The sequence below is a fragment of the Cellulophaga algicola DSM 14237 genome (assembly GCF_000186265.1).
Lineage (GTDB): Bacteria > Bacteroidota > Bacteroidia > Flavobacteriales > Flavobacteriaceae > Cellulophaga > Cellulophaga algicola.
Map to the genome: position 1 here is coordinate 4,834,222 of NC_014934.1, position 17,294 is coordinate 4,851,515.

12 protein-coding genes and 1 tRNA gene are annotated in these 17,294 nt (G+C 32.0%); 7 read left to right on the forward strand and 6 right to left on the reverse strand.

Annotated elements, in window-relative coordinates; all coding sequences use genetic code 11:
• Window positions 1-171: 171 nt before the first annotated feature.
• From CELAL_RS20990 to CELAL_RS21000, 3 genes are all read right to left on the reverse strand, one after another.
• Complete coding sequence (locus CELAL_RS20990) at window positions 172-441, reverse strand: CBU_0592 family membrane protein (protein ID WP_013552924.1); 270 nt, start codon at window positions 439-441, stop codon at window positions 172-174.
• A gap of 117 nt (window positions 442-558) precedes the next feature.
• Window positions 559-1,452: a helix-turn-helix domain-containing protein gene (locus CELAL_RS20995; RefSeq protein WP_013552925.1), complete on the reverse strand. Its 894-nt coding sequence runs from the start codon at window positions 1,450-1,452 to the stop codon at window positions 559-561.
• Between the two features lie 174 nt (window positions 1,453-1,626).
• The gene (locus CELAL_RS21000) at window positions 1,627-2,634 is read right to left on the reverse strand and encodes a 4-hydroxyproline epimerase (protein ID WP_013552926.1); all 1,008 of its coding nucleotides are present in this window, start codon (window positions 2,632-2,634) and stop codon (window positions 1,627-1,629) included.
• A 156-nt stretch (window positions 2,635-2,790) separates the two neighbouring features.
• On the opposite strand from CELAL_RS21000, the gene CELAL_RS21005 reads away from it, so the two are divergent.
• Window positions 2,791-4,353, forward strand: coding sequence for a M28 family peptidase (locus tag CELAL_RS21005; RefSeq protein WP_013552927.1), 1,563 nt, complete (start codon window positions 2,791-2,793; stop codon window positions 4,351-4,353).
• A 109-nt stretch (window positions 4,354-4,462) separates the two neighbouring features.
• On the opposite strand, the gene CELAL_RS21010 is transcribed toward CELAL_RS21005, so the two are convergent.
• Window positions 4,463-4,538: transfer RNA gene (locus CELAL_RS21010), tRNA-His, on the reverse strand.
• Window positions 4,539-4,862: 324 nt separating this feature from the next.
• On the opposite strand from CELAL_RS21010, the gene CELAL_RS21015 reads away from it, so the two are divergent.
• From CELAL_RS21015 to CELAL_RS21030, 4 genes are all read left to right on the forward strand, one after another.
• Window positions 4,863-6,911, forward strand: a complete 2,049-nt coding sequence (locus tag CELAL_RS21015; protein WP_013552928.1) for a tetratricopeptide repeat-containing sensor histidine kinase — start codon at window positions 4,863-4,865, stop codon at window positions 6,909-6,911.
• A gap of 59 nt (window positions 6,912-6,970) precedes the next feature.
• On the forward strand, window positions 6,971-9,022 hold the full coding sequence (locus tag CELAL_RS21020; protein WP_013552929.1) for a tetratricopeptide repeat-containing sensor histidine kinase: 2,052 nt from the start codon (window positions 6,971-6,973) through the stop codon (window positions 9,020-9,022).
• Between the two features lie 58 nt (window positions 9,023-9,080).
• Window positions 9,081-11,126, forward strand: a complete 2,046-nt coding sequence (locus tag CELAL_RS21025; protein ID WP_013552930.1) for a tetratricopeptide repeat-containing sensor histidine kinase — start codon at window positions 9,081-9,083, stop codon at window positions 11,124-11,126.
• Window positions 11,127-11,312: 186 nt separating this feature from the next.
• The gene (locus CELAL_RS21030) at window positions 11,313-12,764 is read left to right on the forward strand and encodes an IS1182 family transposase (RefSeq protein WP_013551459.1); all 1,452 of its coding nucleotides are present in this window, start codon (window positions 11,313-11,315) and stop codon (window positions 12,762-12,764) included.
• A gap of 219 nt (window positions 12,765-12,983) precedes the next feature.
• Here CELAL_RS21030 and CELAL_RS21035 read toward each other — a convergent pair whose 3' ends face one another.
• A complete protein-coding gene (locus CELAL_RS21035; protein WP_013552931.1) occupies window positions 12,984-15,014 on the reverse strand; it encodes a transketolase family protein in 2,031 nt (676 codons plus the stop codon).
• A gap of 255 nt (window positions 15,015-15,269) precedes the next feature.
• Between CELAL_RS21035 and CELAL_RS21040 the strand changes: the two genes are divergently transcribed.
• Complete coding sequence (locus CELAL_RS21040; protein WP_013552932.1) at window positions 15,270-15,803, forward strand: histidine phosphatase family protein; 534 nt, start codon at window positions 15,270-15,272, stop codon at window positions 15,801-15,803.
• On the opposite strand, the gene CELAL_RS21045 is transcribed toward CELAL_RS21040, so the two are convergent.
• Window positions 15,800-16,537: a DUF6503 family protein gene (locus tag CELAL_RS21045; protein ID WP_013552933.1), complete on the reverse strand. Its 738-nt coding sequence runs from the start codon at window positions 16,535-16,537 to the stop codon at window positions 15,800-15,802. The genes CELAL_RS21040 and CELAL_RS21045 overlap by 4 nt on opposite strands.
• A gap of 115 nt (window positions 16,538-16,652) precedes the next feature.
• Between CELAL_RS21045 and smpB the strand changes: the two genes are divergently transcribed.
• Window positions 16,653-17,114 (forward strand): SsrA-binding protein SmpB, encoded by a 462-nt coding sequence (gene smpB / locus CELAL_RS21050; protein ID WP_041558419.1) that lies wholly within the window; start codon window positions 16,653-16,655, stop codon window positions 17,112-17,114.
• Window positions 17,115-17,294 lie beyond the last annotated feature (180 nt).

A 17,294-nucleotide genomic window follows, 5' to 3' on the forward strand; every position in this document is an offset into this window, starting at 1 on the left:
ATGTCTTTTCAGTTTTATGTGAAGTAACTACTACCAATCTCACAATTATTCCTGAGCATAACAATGTACTCATATTTGTTTTTATTTTTTTGAAGCAAAGTTGCTGTATTAATACAGCTATTTAATAACACAAAAAAACCCTTCATAGTAAATTCATCCAAATTAGGGAACCTAAATTTTAAGTTTAGGTTTAACAAAATAATGTTCTCGCTTTTTTGTTTTATACAGGGTTAAAGTTGCCATAACAGACCAAATTAAATTAGAAACAAATGAAGGCAAAGCATCATAGTAATAACAATTAATTGCAATTAAAAGCGCACCAAAAAGATTCAAGTACTTTGCGTAGTTAACATACTTATTATTCTCTACAAGTGTTAGTCCATAAGCTAGCACTAAAAAGCCAGAACCTGACCATCCTAATACATCAATTAATAATTTCATCTCGTCAAATTTGTTTAATTTATTGGGGTTAAATTATACCGCAAATTTGCGCTAAGAGAGTTAAACGTTTATGATAAAAAAGCTACTTAAAATGGTATTTTTACGCCCGATGTAAAATTAATTTCCAAACTTATTTCTAAATTCTATTGGCGTTGTTGTTTGGTGTTTTTTAAAATATTTTACAAAATTAGTCGGCTCTTCAAATCCAAGGGTGTACCCTATTTCTTTTACACTATCTGCTGTATGCACCAATAAGCGTTTAGCCTCTAGAATAACTCGGGCATCAATCATTTGTTTGGGAGTAACATCCATAACCTTTAAAGTGGCATTGTTTAAACGTTTTTGAGTAACATTTAATTGATCGGTATACTTGGTAACCGATTTCTGAAAATGAAATTGCTTATCTAACAGGTTTCTAAACTTAATTACGCAATCTAAATCTGATCCTTTGCTTATAATAGCACTATGCTGATTTTGCCTTTCTCTTTCTGAAAATAACAGCAAATTTTTAAGGTGATTTCTAAGAATATCTGACTGATAAATATCTGTAACCTTACTTAACTCCGTTGCTATAAAACGAAATAAATTATTAAAAAGAGATGTTCGTTCCTGAATTTGAATTGTAGAAATCGCATACAAATCATTGAACAGCATACTGCTTCTTAAAAAACGAGTGTCTTCTTCTGTTTTGCAAAAAAAGTTATCCGTAAATAAAAGAATTTCACCTTCTATTTGTACTGTTTCATCAAAACACTGAATACTATTTTTATCTACAAATAAAAGTGTATTTGGTTGTATTTTAATGAGATTAAAATCTACCATATGTTTTGAAATTCCTTTTTTGAACCATATAATTTGATAGAAATCTGTTCTTTGCGGCTTAATTAAATCCTTGCGGAAATCTTTATATAAAGTCGCTAAGCTTTTAATTTCAAACTCATGAGGAAGACCTTCCTTAAACACGTATTTTTCTATATCCTGATTCACCCTAAAAAAAATTATCGGTTCCAAGCTACGGCATTTATAAGAACTACACCTCTTAGCCCCGAATTTTAAGCGCTAAAATTAATAATCGCACTCTTTTCAATTTTAAATTGAACGCAAAAACTCTCTTATCAAAAACAGCAACTACATTATGCAATTATAAGAAGTAAAAAATTAAAATTGAAAGAAATAAGATGTTTCTTACAGCACTTGAAACCCGTGTGCATAGGGGTCGTCGTCATCTATAAGAATAGTATTATACCCGTATATTTTTGCCCAACCTTGTATACTTGGAATGATAGCTTTCTTACCCTCAAGCGTGGTTTCCTCTTCTATTCTACCTATAAACTGAGAGCCAATATAACTTTCATGAATAAATTTTTCTCCTTTATTTAATTTTCCTTTAGCATGCCATTGTGCCATTCGGGCAGAAGTTCCGGTACCACACGGGGATCTATCAATAGCTTTATCTCCGTAAAATACGGCATTACGTGCAGTAGCTTCTGAAGAAATAGTATTTCCTGTCCATAAAACATGACTTACATCTCTAATCGTTTTATCTTCGGGGTGAATAAATAAATTTGGATATTTTTTATTAATTTTAGATCTAATTTCTTGACTAAACTGCACTAGTTTACCCGCTGAAAAATCTTGAATTCCCTTAAAATTTTCCTGTGGATCTATAATTGCATAGAAATTACCTCCATAAGAAACATCAAAAGTTAGTTCTCCTAAGCCTGTACAGTCTATAGTTAAGTTTGTTTCTGCTAAATAAGATTTTACATTCGTAAGCTTTACCCAATCTACTTTATTTCCTGTCTGTTGGTATTCAATTAATACTAAACCAGCGGGAGTTTCCATTCGCACATGACCTGGTATTTTAGGGCTAATCAATCCTTCTTCTATCCCTATAGTTATTGCTCCTATGGTGCCATGCCCACACATAGGTAAACAACCGCTAGTTTCTATAAACAAAATTCCAAAGTCATTTGCAGGATTAGAAGGTGCATAAAAAATACTTCCACTCATCATATCATGACCTCGAGGTTCAAACATTAACCCCTTCCTAATCCAATCAAATTCGGATAAAAAATGCTGCCGTTTCTGACTCATATTTTCGCCTATCAAATTAGGTCCTCCTCCTGCTACCACACGTACAGGATTCCCGCAGGTATGTGCATCCACACAAAAAAAAGTTTTACTAGCCATAGTATATCAATAAATAGTTTTAATGCTCTTTCAACAAACAATTTACGATTAAACCTTCATTCTGCTTTTCACTACCATAGATTTTTTGTTTGATTACTCAAAAGTTCATTGTTTTCATTATTTTTGAAAAGACTAATTATTTAATTGAGCACCAAAATGAAAAAAATAGCATTTGTTGTGACCTTACTAGCCATGGCTTGTAATTCTTCACAGAAAACCGTTTCTGAGACGACAACAGAAACAATCGCTACAATGAACCCGAAACCTTTTGCGGAAACTATTACGGAAGCAGAGTTAAAAGATCATTTGTACATCTATGCCTCTGATGAGTTTGAAGGCAGAGAAACTGGCAAGCCAGGACAGAAAAAAGCTGTGGCATATCTTGAAGAACAATATAAGAAAATGGGAATCCCTGCAGCACAGGCCGATGGAAACTATTTTCAAAACGTACCATTAACAGTAAGTAAACTTCCTGAAGGCACTATTACAATTAACGGCAAAACGTACAAGAATGGAGAAGGTCTTTTAACATTCACTTCTGCTGAAGGAAATTATAGTGAACTTGCTTATGCTGGTTTTGGTATTGAAGACGAAAAATATTCCGATTATAGCACTATTGATGTTACAGATAAAATAGTTTTGATAAAAGCGGGTGAACCTATGAATGCGGATGGAACCTATGTCATTTCTGGCAGTGCCGAAAAATCTGTTTGGAGCAACCTATCTGAATCCGTAGCTAAAAGGTTTGAAGCTGCCCAGGCTAAAGGAGCTAAAGGCGTTTTATATTTTGATGAAAACAATTTTGCACGTTTTGAGAGTCGTTTTGACTACATGAAAAAGAATGACAGCGGAAGAATGGAAATTAAAGAAGATAACTCAGATACTTTCTTTAACTTTTTTATTAATGAAAATATCGCAAATGCCATCTTACCAAACATCAAATCTGAAAATAAAGCGAAAATCGTTCCTTCTAAAATAGACTTAGCTATTAAAAGTTCTGATGAGGACATAAATTCTGAAAATGTTGTTGCTATTTTAAAAGGTTCTGAGAAGCCCAATGAATACGTCATTATATCTTCACACTTAGACCATATTGGTGTTACAAAAGACGGTGAAATAAATAATGGAGCTGATGATGATGGCTCAGGTACTGTAGCCTTATTAGAAATTGCTCAGGCTTTTAAGAAAGCTGCAGATGAAGGTAAAGGTCCTAAAAGATCTATTGTGTTTTTACACGTTACAGGAGAAGAGAAAGGCTTATTAGGTTCTCAGTACTATACGGACTTTGACCCTATTTTTCCTTTATCAGAAACTGTTGCGGATTTAAACATAGATATGATTGGCCGTATTGACCCTAAAAGAGAAGGAGATCGCAATTATATTTATTTAATTGGATCTGATAAATTGAGTACAGATTTACACAACATATCGGAAGAGGTAAATGAAAAGTATATGAACATTGCTTTAGACTACACCTACAATGATGAAAATGATCCAAATAGATTTTATTATAGAAGTGATCATTACAATTTTGTAAAAAACAATATTCCAATTATTTTTTATTTCAACGGTACGCATGATGATTACCATGCTCCAGGAGATACTCCTGACAAGATTGATTATGATTTGCTTGAAAATAGAGCTCGTTTAGTATTTTACACGGGTTGGGAAGTTGCCAATAGAAAAGATAGACTTGTGGTAGATAAGGCTAATAAATAGCACTTACCACATATTGAAATAAAAAATGCCTTTGTATTCTTACAAAGGCATTTTTCTTTAATTATAGCCATAAAAAAAGCCTTATCAAAATTGATAAGGCTTTATTTCTGGGTGGAAGACCGGGTTCGAACCGGCGACCCTCGGTACCACAAACCGATGCTCTAACCAGCTGAGCTACAACCACCATTTGTAAGCGGCTGCAAAGTTAATTTTTTAGATGCTATTTGCAAAATAAAATAATCACTATTTTAAATAAATTTTCAAAAAAGTGTCCCCCACTACATTATTACACTAAAAATCAAGCATTTTCAATATTAAACAACCCTATTATAGAAGTAATTTTCCTTAAGAAAAAGCTTATTTACATAAAACTTTGCACTTATACCAGTTAAAAACATCGTTTCACAACAAAAATTTTCCAATCAAGTAGTTCTAAATTAAATTTATAAAAAAAAAGACATTCAACATTTTTCCCAAATATGGTTGACTATTTTATCATTTATAATTATATGAAGAGACCTTTCGTTCTATTTATCTTCTTACAATTTTTCAACCCTACTTTCACCTATTCCCAAAGTACTCAATTAGACAGTTTATATTCAGAAGTACATAAATTTCAGAAAAGTGAAAATTTTGACACTGCTGATCACAACTATATTAACCTATTAAATTTAATAGGAAAAGAATATTACTTTAAAAACATTGACAGTCTTTACTATTATTCTCAAAAAGCTCAAAAATTAAGTTCTAAAACTAAATATGTCAAAGGTAGTGTACTAGCACTTGCAGGCATTAGTCATTGCCAATCTTATAAAGGCCAGAACGATAAAGCAATAAAATCTTTAGAAAAAGCATACGCTATCGCTAACGAAACAAAAGACTCCAAACTTCAAATACTAGCTTTAAACAGACTTGGCATCTTAAATTATGATATAGGTAATCATGCAGAAGCACTAAAAGCATATTTAATGGCTATTGAAATTGCCACTGCTACAAATGATATTTTAAACTTATCTTTTGTAAAAGAAAATATCGCTCACTTATATCTTGCGCAAAAAGACTATAAACAAAGTTTGACAATTTATAAAGAAATTCAAAAATTAAATCATCAATTAGGAGAAGACGTATATAAAGCACAAAGCAGCAGTAACATTGCTGATTTATACGTAAAACTAAAAGATTTCAAAAATGCTAAAATACAAATAGACAGCAGCATAACCATACTTGAAGAAAACGAAGAAAATGATTGGTTAGCATATTCTTACATGGTGAAAGGAGACATGTATCTAAAGCAAAACAGAGTAAAATTAGCATTACACTGGTATGAGAAAGCCTTGATTCTTCATGAAGATTTAAACGATGACCGAAGTAAAGCCCAGTTGCTCAACTCACTTTCTGAAGCATATTTAAAGCTCTATAATTATACAAAGGCAGAAGAAAACGCAATAGCTTCTTTAGAAATAGGAAAAAGATTAAGTTTATTAGATGATTCAAAAACATCGAACAGTCTTTTATACGAGATTAACAAAAGCAATAACAAGGTAGATAGTGCCTTAAAATATCATGAAGTTTATAAACTTTTATCAGATTCAATTTCTCGAAAAGAAAACCTAAATAGCCTTGGAATATTAAAAACAAAATTAGAGTTTGAAAAACAACAAAAAGACGCAAAAGTTGTAAATGAAAAAGCTAAAGCTAGACAAGACATTTATATCTATTTAGCACTTATTACTCTTGCTATTTTGGCATTAATAATATTTCTTCTCCGTAAACAGTCAAAAGCAAGAAATAAATTTAATATTGAACTGAGACTAAAAACAACTGCACTTGAAAAAAGAGAAGAAGAATTAAATGCTATAAATGCCACAAAAGATAAATTATTTTCAATTATCGGACATGATCTCAGAGGGCCTATAAATGCATTAGCAAGTGTTTTAAACATGTTAAAAGAAGACGAAATTACACAAGAAGAATTTTTAGAATTTACGCCTAAAGTTAAAAGTGATGTAGACGCTATTTCTTTCACGTTAAATAATCTATTATCCTGGGGTAGAACACAAATGACAGGCTCTAAAACAGAACCATCATTCTTTGATATTCATGATTTAGTAACAGAAAACATTAAACTACTGCAAGAAACAGCTAAAAATAAAAGCATTTTAATTACAAACACAACCCCCAATAATACACGCATATGGGCAGACATAAATCAAATAGATGTTGTTATTAGAAATCTCTTAAGTAATGCTATTAAATTTTCATATCCAGAAGGCATCATTAGCGTAAATGCTATTGTGGAAGATAGTTTTCTTAAAGTGTCTATTAAAGATAAAGGCGTTGGAATTTCTACAGAGAGCCTTGATGAAGTTTTTAACTCAAAAAACGCGACATTAACAACTACCTATGGTACATCAAACGAAAAAGGAACCGGCTTAGGACTTTCTCTTTGCAAAGAAATGGTAAATAATAATGGTGGTGAAATTTATGTAGAAAGTAAAATAAACGAAGGAAGCATATTTTATTTCACGATTCCATTAAGAGAAAATAATACGAAATAAAATTTTCATCTTAACATTTATTTCTTTAATTTCAGCACTGCCAGCCACTTTGCGAACTTATGAAATGTAACCACACTACACTTATTTTCTTACTAATTATCTTTTCTTTTTTTAATATTCCTGAGCTCACTGCTCAAGGGAAAAAACAAGAAATTCTTTCAAAAATTACAGCACACCGACTTGCAGGTAAGGAGAAAGACTCTTCTTATATCAATCTAATTAATGCACTAGGTCTGGAATTAAGATATTCGAACTATGACAGCGTCAAAATATTAAGTAAAGAGGCTCTATACTTAAGTAAAAAAATAAATTACAAACGAGGTGAAGCAAAAGCACTTATAACATCTTCATACAGTGAAGTTATTGCCTGTAAAGATTCTGAAACAACCTTAAACAACATTGACAGGGCAATATTATTAAGTACTGAAATAAAAGCGGACAGTACGCTAATATCTGCTTATAATATTAAGGCCATTTATAAAACCTACGTTGATGATTATGAGGGAGCTTATGAACAGTATCAAAATGCGTTACTTCTGTGTGATAACAATAGAAACCCATTAGAGGAAACAAAACTTTACTCTAATCTAGCCACACTATTTTCTATATTGGGAGACAGTGATGAGTCTATAAAATTTTATATAAGAGCACTTGCTATCACAGACCGTTTGGATGATAAATTTTGGGTGGGGGTTGTAAAAAGCAATTTGGGTTTTTTATATAATGACACCCATCAGTTTGATAAAGCAATTATTTTTTTAGATGAAAGCATTCAGATTTTTATTGAAGTAGACCGAAAAGAGTGGCTTGCTTACGCCTATCTCACCAAAGCAAATATTCTTTTGAATATAAAGGAGACTAAAGAGGCTTTGCGCTATCTTGATTTAAGTAAGGGTTTGCAAAAAAATCTAATAGATAAAAAATTAAAGCAAGACTTACTCTTAAGCTACACCAAATACTATCAACAAATAAATGAATTAGAAAAATCAGAAGAATTAGCTCAAGAAGGGTACTTATCATCAATTGAAAACCAAAATCAAATACTAATTGCTAACTTTTCAGAAATTCTCTATCAATTAAATAAAGAGAAAAAAAACCAAAAGGAAGCGCTTTTCTATTTAGAAAAATTTAAAAATATTACGGATAGTACAGCCCTTCAAAGCAAACAAAATGCATTGGCACTTTTGAATGCAAAAACTAATTTTCAAAAACAACAAAACGATCTTAAATTAGAAAACCAAAGAACAATAAAGCAGCAAAAAACCTATATTACTTTTAGTATATTTATTGTTTTTTTAGTTATTCTCATTGCGTATTATGGCTATAGAAATAATAATATTATTACTAATTTAAATCATCAATTAGAAGACAAAACTCAAATACTTGAAAACAGTGAAAAAACACTAAAATATGCTAATGAGACTCAAGAGAAACTTTTTTCAATCATAAGTCATGATTTAAAATCGCCTATCAACGCCTTAAAAAACTTACTCCTATTAATTAAAAATGGTGATATTAAACCAAGTGAATTTTTAAATTTTGCACCTAAATTATATAACGATGTTGACGCTATGTCCTTCACCTTAAATAATTTATTATCATGGAGTAAATCACAAATGAATGGTTTTGTAAATAAGCCTATTAATTTCAATGTAAGTGAAAAAATAAACAACAGCATTCAACTACTACAAGAAAATGCAAATCAGAAAACAATCTCCATTATTAATAGTGTACCAAAAGCTGCTGAAGTATATTGTGACGTTAATCAGTTTAATTTAATCGTAAGAAATTTAGTTACCAATGGTATTAAATTTACCCCTTCGGGTGGTGAGATCCATATACAGGCTGCTGAAGAAAAACACTTTTGGAAGATATCTATTAAAGACAATGGCGTAGGTATTCCAACAGATGTTCTAAAAAAACTTTTTAAACCGGATTCTGCTTTACAGAGTACTTATGGTACAAATAAAGAAAAAGGAACAGGATTAGGCCTGTTGCTCTGTAAAGAAATGGTAACAAAAAACGGAGGCGAAATTGTTGTAAAAAGCACTGTTAACGGAGGAAGTACCTTTTATTTTACCATGCATAAAGAACCTATTAACACCAACTAAAATTATTTATTTCCGAATTATTTCATTACTTTAAACGAAGCCATTTACTTCGTATACAATGAAATATAAACTCAACACGCTCTTATTCTTAATTTTCATCATATCATTACTAAGCATATCAAGTACGCATGCTCAAGGTAAAAAGCAAGCTATACTTTCTGAAGTAAAGGAATATAAATTGAATCACAGCTCATTTGAGAAAGACACCGTTTACATCAATTTAATAAATGAATTGGCTTGGGAATTAGTATACTCCAATTTTGACAGTGTTAGCTCTCTTAGCCATAAGGCGATAAAACTTAGTAAAGTAATAAATTATAAAAGAGGACAAGCCAAGGCGTTTATAGCGCTAGCATTTTCATCTACCATCACCTCAAACCAAACTGACGCATCTTACCAACAAATAGACCGAGCCATAAAACTCTCCAAAGAAGTTAATGCAGATAGTACTTTACTATCTGCTTATAATGTAAAAGCAATGATGCAAATGCATGCTGGAGATCACGAAAACGCCTATAAAATTTACCAAGAGGCTCTAGAATTCAGTAAAAGTAAAAAAGATTTGCTCAGCGAAATTAAGCTCAATACAAATTTAGCAACATTATTTCTATTATTAGGTGACACCAAAGAAGCGGTACCCTATTATGAAAATTCTTTGAAGCTATCAGAAGCATTAAACAAAAAACTTTGGATAGGAATAATAAAGAGTAATCTAGGATATCTAAATGTAAAAAATAAAAAATTTGACAAAGCTCTTGAATTCTTAGACCAGAGTATAGTCCTATTTAAGGAGCAGGAGAAACAAGAATGGCTATCCTTCGCTTATATTACAAAGGGAGAACTTTATCTAGAAAAAAAGAATCCTAAAGAAGCTTTAAAATATTTTGAACTAAGTGAAGAAAGCCACAAAAAACTCCAGGACCAAATCAGAAAGGCCGATTTGCTCTGCGGAAAAGCAAAAAGCTATGTACAACTTCAAGAATATGATATTGCAGAAGAATTAGCGCTCAAAGGTTTAAAAATTGCAGAGAAACAAAAATACCAAGCGGGTATTGCTGGACTATCTGAAGTATTGTACATTTTAAACAAAAAGAAAAACAATACTGCTCTAGCATTATCCTATCTTGAAAACTTCAAAATGATTACGGATAGCACTGCTCTAAAAGATAAAAAAAATGCTTTGCTCATGCTCAAAGTCAAAACAAATTTTAAGCTAGAGCAAGATGAATTAAAGAAAGAAACCAACAGTGCTTTAGCACAACAAAAATCGTACATCGCATTCAGTTTATTTGGCGTTTTTATAGCTGGGATAATCTCTTTTTGTGTGTATAAAAACAATAAATTGATAAAAAAACTTAATTATCAGTTAAAACAAAAGGCTACAACGCTTGAAGAAAGTAAAAAGAAATTAACCTACGCCAATGAAACTCAAGAAAAATTATTTTCAATTATAAGTCATGATTTAAGATCTCCTATCAATGCCTTAATGAATCTACTTTTATTAATCAAAAATGGAGATATACAAACAGATGACTTTTTAAATTTTGTTCCCAAACTATACAATGATGTAGATGCCATGTCTTTTACCTTAAATAATTTATTGAATTGGAGTAAATCCCAAATGAATGGCTTTGTAAACAAACCGGAGAATTTTAATTTAAAAACAAGGGTTAATGATAGCATCCAGTTATTGCAAGAAAATGCTAATCAAAAAAACATTGAAGTACAAAATAAAATACCTGAAGATGCCGAAATATATTGTGACCGAAATCAATTTAATTTAATTATTAGAAATTTATTAAATAACAGCATAAAATTTACCCCTATTGGAGGAGAAATAGTTCTTAAGGCTACGTTAAAAAATAACTATTGGGAAATAATGATCCAAGATAATGGTATGGGAATGAGTCTTGAAGTTAAAAACAAGCTCTTTAAGCCCGACTCTAGCTTGCAAAGCGCCTATGGTACAAATAAAGAAAAAGGGACTGGATTAGGCTTATTACTCTGTAAAGAGATGGTAGAAAATAATGGTGGAGCTATTGGCGTAGAAACCAAAGAAGGTGAAGGCGCTACATTTTACTTTACTGTACCAATCGCTAAATAAAAAAACATCCTTGGATAACAAAATAAGTACCTATTGAAATAAAAAAAGGCCTAACAAATTGGAGGCTACTGAAAAAGTCCTTTAGCCTAGGTTGGGCTAAAAAAATATATCATGCGAGGAGTAAAAGCTATTGTGTTTTTACTCCTTTTTTCGTATTTTTATTAGCTGATTATCAGTTATTTAAATATGTTATTACAGCAACAAAAAATTCAATTGAGTGCGTATTCCGATCTATATGACTTAATAGTTCCTAAGGACAATCTCCTAAGAAAAATCAATGAATTAATTGATTTTTCTTTTATTTACGATGAACTGGCAAGTAAATATTGTTCGAACAATGGACGTAATGCAGAGAGTCCGGTTCGTATGTTCAAGTATTTATTATTGAAAACAATCTATACTGTTTCGGACGTTGATGTTGTTGATCGTTCCAGATTTGATATGTCTTTTAAATACTTCCTTGAAATGACTCCCGAAGAAGATGTGATCAACCCTAGTTCATTGACAAAATTCAGGAAGTTACGTTTAAAGGATACCGATCTATTGAATCTTTTGATAGGCAAAACAGTTGCTATTGCTATTGAAAAAGGAATTGTTCGTTCAAAATCGATTATCGTTGATGCTACGCACACCTTATCAAAATCAAATCCATTTTCCGCTGTCCAAGTTTTAAAAGAACGCTCAAGAATACTTCGCAGGGCAATTTATGCCGTGGATCAAGATTGGAAAGAACGTATGCCCAAGAAAAATGAGGATGACGATCTACAAAATGAAATCACGTATTGTAAAGAACTTGAAAAAGTAATCGGGTCCGACCCAACATTGGGTCTAATACCTGCGGTCAAGGAGAAACTGAATCTATTAAAGGAAACGGTCGCGGATACTCAAGACAATTATATTGTTTCAACAGATAAAGATGCTAGGACGGGACACAAATCGGCCGATAGTTCCTTCTTTGGTTACAAGACCCATATTGCAATGACCGAGGAACGTATAATTACGGCAGCGGTCGTTACTTCGGGAGAAAAAGGAGATGGCCCAGAATTACCCGAACTCTTAAAAATCAGTCAAGAAAATGGAATTAAGGTAGATACCATTATTGGTGATGGAGCTTACTCAGGAAAAGAAAACCTTAAATTAACTTCACTACAGGGTATAAATGTAGTAGCCAAGTTAAATCCTTCGATTACACAGGGGTTTAGAAAAGACCAGGACAAGTTTGATTATAATAAGGACGCTGATATGTTTGTGTGCCCAGCGGGTCATATGGCGATACGAAAAGCAAAACAAGGAAGAAAAAATGTTGGTGAAAACCAAGTACTCACCTTTTATTTTGATGTTGAAAAATGTAAGACCTGTCCTTTAAAAGACGGATGTTATAAACCCGGGGCAAAAACCAAAAGCTATTCGGTCTCCATAAAGTCAAATCTTCACCAAGAACAAATAATCTTTCAAGAAACCGATTATTACAAAGACAAAGCAAAACATAGATATAAAATAGAAGCTAAGAACGGTGAACTAAAAAATGTACATGGATATGGACGGGCTACTGCATATGGTATTGAGAAGATGCAAATGCAAGGTGCAATCGCAATATTTACCGTAAACTTGAAAAGAATACTCAAATTAGGAATGTAAACAAGAAAATCGAAAAAAAAAGACATAATACAAGACTGTACATGATAAAGTTGTAAAAACAGTCCAAAGCCCCAGTAATGAAAATGTAAATAAAAAAAGCGATCAAACAGAAACAAATTTTGTTTGATCGCTTTTTTTTATCCATTACTAAAAAAAAGAAACTTTTTCAGTAGCCTCAACAAATTGTTAGACCTTTTTTATTCTATACGTACTTCTATTTTATTCTAAGAAAGAAACCACTTGTTGGTACACTTTCTCTCCTGTAAATCCAAATTTCTCATCAAGTACAGATGCTGGAGCTGAGTACCCAAAATGCTCTAAACCAAATACTTTTCCATTAGCACCTGCCAAGCCTTCTAAATTTACGGGCAATCCTGCTGTTAAACCAAACACAGGCTTATCGGTAACGATAACACTATTTTGATATTCCTTAGATTGTAGTCTAAACAAACCTTCTGATATAATTGAAGCAATATTAACCTCAAGACCTTTATGCTCTTTAAGTAATGCCGCTGCTTCAATCAGCGTAGCAACTTCAGATCCGTTTGCAATTAAAGTAATTGCTGGATTTTCTGATTTTTGAACCAAATACCCTCCTTTTTCTGCCTGTAAAGCATCTTCATATCTAGATTTACCTACTGCAGGTACATCTTTTATACCTTGTCTAGAAAGTATTAAACCTGAAGGAACTTTATCATTCTCTAATAACATTTTCCATCCTACTACAGTTTCAGCAGAATCTGCTGGACGTAAAGCAATAAAACTAGGATCACCGCTATGGTTCTTCAATTTTTCTAATAAACGAATTTGAGCTTCTTGTTCAACTGGTTGGTGCGTTGGTCCATCTTCTCCAACTCTAAATGCATCATGCGTCCATACAAACTTCACAGGAAGTTCCTGAATAGCACTTAAACGTATGGCTGGTTTCATATAATCAGAAAACACAAAGAACGTAGCTACTACTGGAATTACACCACCGTGCAATGCCATCCCATTAGCCATAGCCGCCATCGTAAGTTCTGCAACACCAGATTGTAAAAATGAACCTGTAAAATCTCCTTTTTGCAAAGAATGTGTTTTATTTAAGAATCCGTCTGTTTTATCACTATTAGATAAATCTGCAGAAGAAACTATCATATTCTCTACTTTCCCTGCTAAATATCCTAAAACATTTGCCGAAGCTGCTCTTGTAGCCAAACCTGCTTTGTATTCAATGGATTCAAAATCTAGCTCAGGTAATTCTCCCGCTAAGAAAGAATTTAATTTCGCAGATAACTCTTTATTGTCTTCTCTCCAAGCTAATACTTCTTGCTTTTTAAGTTGTGCTTCTTTTATTTTTTTAGTTATAATCTCTTCGTAAGACGCTTCTACATCTGCATAGATTGCAAATTCATCTTCAGGATTTGCTCCTAAATGTACTAATGTTTTTACGAAATCTGCTCCGGTATCGCTAATAGGCTTACCATGTAGCTCCGTATACCCTTCGTAAGTTTCTCCCGTTGCTGTAACACAACCTTTACCCATGATAGTTTTACCTATAATTAAAGTTGGCTTTTCTGTTTCTGTATTAGCATCTTTTAGTGCTTTTCTAATTTCATCATGGTTATGACCGTCAATAGTTACCACATTCCAACCCCAAGCTCTATATTTCATTGCGGTGTCCTCTGATGTAACTTCATCTGTCTTAGTAGATAATTGTACATCATTAGAATCATAGAACATAATAAAATTACTTAAGCCTAAATGGCCAGCAATTCTACCTGCTCCTTGTGAAATTTCTTCTTGAACTCCACCATCAGATATAAATCCGTAAACTTTATGGTTCATCCAATCGCCAAACCTTGCTTGTAAAAATTTAGCTGCAATAGAAGCACCTACTCCCATAGTATGCCCTTGACCTAATGGTCCTGATGTATTTTCAATACCTCTTTTAACATCTACTTCTGGATGGCCTGGCGTTACAGAACCCCATTGTCTGAATCCCTGAACATCTGTTTTAGAGAAATTACCTAATAAATAATATTGAGCATATAATAAAGGTGATAAATGCCCTGCATCCATAAAAAAACGATCACGGAATGGCCATGTCATATCAGAAGGATCATAATTAAAAAACTCAGAATACAAAATATGCATGTAATCTGCGCCTCCCATTGGACCTCCTGGATGTCCAGATTTTGCTTTTTCTACCATAGAAATAGCTAAAGCTCTAATATTATCTGCCGCTAACTGGTCTATTTTTTTGTTCATCTTGCCTGATTTATCCTTTAAAATGTACTGTTAATACTCAATTTTTTATTGACTGCAAGATAAAACCCTTTACGACCATCTGCAACCTATTTTTTGCTTAAATTATTTTCTTACGAATTGATTCATTATTGTTAGAATTTTTAAAATTCTGAATATTAAAAATACTAAAAATAACCCCTCGGAAATACTATATTAAAAGATATTGAGTTATATTTAGTAGCTTATTTTATTCACTAAAATCATTCTATCATCACTATGAAAGCTCTTAAAATACTTTTAGTCTCCATTATATTGATAAACTTTACCAGCTGTAAAGATGATAAACCTATTATAGAAGGGGCACCTAAGGAAAGTGTTGTTTCTACCTTCTACTTTATTAGACATGGTGAAAAAGATAGAAGTAATCCTGATAATAAAGATCCAGAATTAAATCAAGACGGACTAGGAAGAGCCATTAGATGGGAACGCGTTTTTAGTGAAATAGATTTAAATGCTATTTACAGTACAGATTACGACAGAACTATGATGACAGCAGCTCCCACAGCTGTAAGCAGAGAATTAAGCATCAACAATTATGATCCTTCTACGGTAAATGTTGAAGATTTTAAAATTATCCACGAAGGAGAAAATATTTTAATCGTTGGTCATAGCAACACCACACCAGATTTCGTTAACAAAATGTTAGGCGAAGAAAAATATACTTCAATGGATGATTATGACAACAGCAGCTTATTTATTGTTAGAATAATTGATGGTAAAGCAACATCCATTCGTTTAAAAATGGATTAATTTTCAGAAACTACAGTTATATTTTCTAATACAATCTTCGAGAGTAACTCCAATTGATTTTTTGTATATAAATCTGCTATATTTTCTATAGTCGCAGTATTATTTTTTGGCTTATAATTTTCGTAATCTACAAAACGTATTCCATTTACATAACGCTCATTATAAGCTTTTCTAAAACGCACGCCACCACCATTAGTATGAAAATCATAGGCTAAATAATCTGGAGTAAAAGTCTCTTTATTAAACCAATAGTAATAAGTGTCGTCAAAATCTGTTCCTCCTCCATTTTGCTTAAATGTAATTTGAATCAAATAATAAAATACTCCATTCAATTGTTGCTCTCCTAAAAGGATTTTGTTAACCGCTTTATCATTCAAATGATAGGGTAATTGCGCAAAATAATGTACAGAGTTTATTGCATCACCATAAACAGAGGACACTGAATCTGAAACGACTACTGGAGTATCATTAATGTAGCGTTGAAAATCAGAATTTGTTTTAATATCAATATAATTTAAAGAATCACTTACAAACTTTCGTTTTAGAATTGTGCCTTTTGCATCAGATTCATATTCTTTATCTCTAAATTTAAAAGCAATTTTACTGGTTTCATATAAATCACCGCCACTCACTAAAATAGCTTTATTAACAATTTCATTTGCAGTCAATTTTTTATCTGTAACATTTTTACAAGCAGAAAGTATTATAATAAAGGTTATAAGAATATTTTTCATCGGTTTGATTTTAGACCTTAATCGCAGAAGTAGGTTAGTCATTACAAAATTAATAAAGTATTAATCAGTTTGTTCAATTGCATATCATTTAATTGTTACTATTTTTGTAGTTGTGATACAAAAGAAAATAAATATAAAAAACAAACGAGCCCGTTTCGATTTTGAAATTTTGGATACGTATACTGCCGGACTAGTATTGGGAGGTACCGAAATAAAATCGATTCGATTAAGCAAAGCTTCTATTTCAGAAAGTTTTTGTGAATTTAACGAGCGTGGAGAACTTTTTATCATCAATATGCAGATTGATGAATATTCGCACGGTACACACTTTAATCACGCTCCTAAAGCACAGCGAAAACTACTTTTAAATCGCGGTGAACTTAGAAAGTTAGAAAAAGAAGTTAAGAACACAGGTCTTACCATTATTCCTTTAAATTTATTCTTAAATGATCGAGGTTTAGCTAAAATAAATATTGGTTTAGCAAAAGGTAAAAAGCTTTATGATAAGCGAGAAACAATGAAAGATCGTGACAATAAAAAAGATTTAGATCGCATTAAAAAGAGCTTTAATAACTAAAGCTCTTTTTAAGTTTAATTCAAAAAAACTCTCTTTGTTGCTCTTTTACAATATAAAACGCAACAAACGCTTAAGTATTCAACTTCAAAAGAATCTACATAAAATAATAGACACATTCACTTTTTAGAATTCTTAGGGATATTAAAGCTTTTTAAGCTGCTAAAAAATTACCATCGAGAA

Excerpts from the sequence above, each read along its gene's own strand:
- CELAL_RS20990 (WP_013552924.1), bottom strand. The coding sequence starts at position 441 with ATGAAATTATTAATTGATGTATTAGGATGGTCAGGTTCTGGCTTTTTA.
- CELAL_RS21000 (WP_013552926.1), bottom strand. The coding sequence starts at position 2,634 with ATGGCTAGTAAAACTTTTTTTTGTGTGGATGCACATACCTGCGGGAAT.
- CELAL_RS21005 (WP_013552927.1), top strand. The coding sequence starts at position 2,791 with ATGAAAAAAATAGCATTTGTTGTGACCTTACTAGCCATGGCTTGTAAT.
- CELAL_RS21015 (WP_013552928.1), top strand. The coding sequence starts at position 4,863 with ATGAAGAGACCTTTCGTTCTATTTATCTTCTTACAATTTTTCAACCCT.
- CELAL_RS21020 (WP_013552929.1), top strand. The coding sequence starts at position 6,971 with ATGAAATGTAACCACACTACACTTATTTTCTTACTAATTATCTTTTCT.
- CELAL_RS21025 (WP_013552930.1), top strand. The coding sequence starts at position 9,081 with ATGAAATATAAACTCAACACGCTCTTATTCTTAATTTTCATCATATCA.
- CELAL_RS21030 (WP_013551459.1), top strand. The coding sequence starts at position 11,313 with ATGTTATTACAGCAACAAAAAATTCAATTGAGTGCGTATTCCGATCTA.
- CELAL_RS21035 (WP_013552931.1), bottom strand. The coding sequence starts at position 15,014 with ATGAACAAAAAAATAGACCAGTTAGCGGCAGATAATATTAGAGCTTTA.
- CELAL_RS21040 (WP_013552932.1), top strand. The coding sequence starts at position 15,270 with ATGAAAGCTCTTAAAATACTTTTAGTCTCCATTATATTGATAAACTTT.
- CELAL_RS21045 (WP_013552933.1), bottom strand. The coding sequence starts at position 16,537 with ATGAAAAATATTCTTATAACCTTTATTATAATACTTTCTGCTTGTAAA.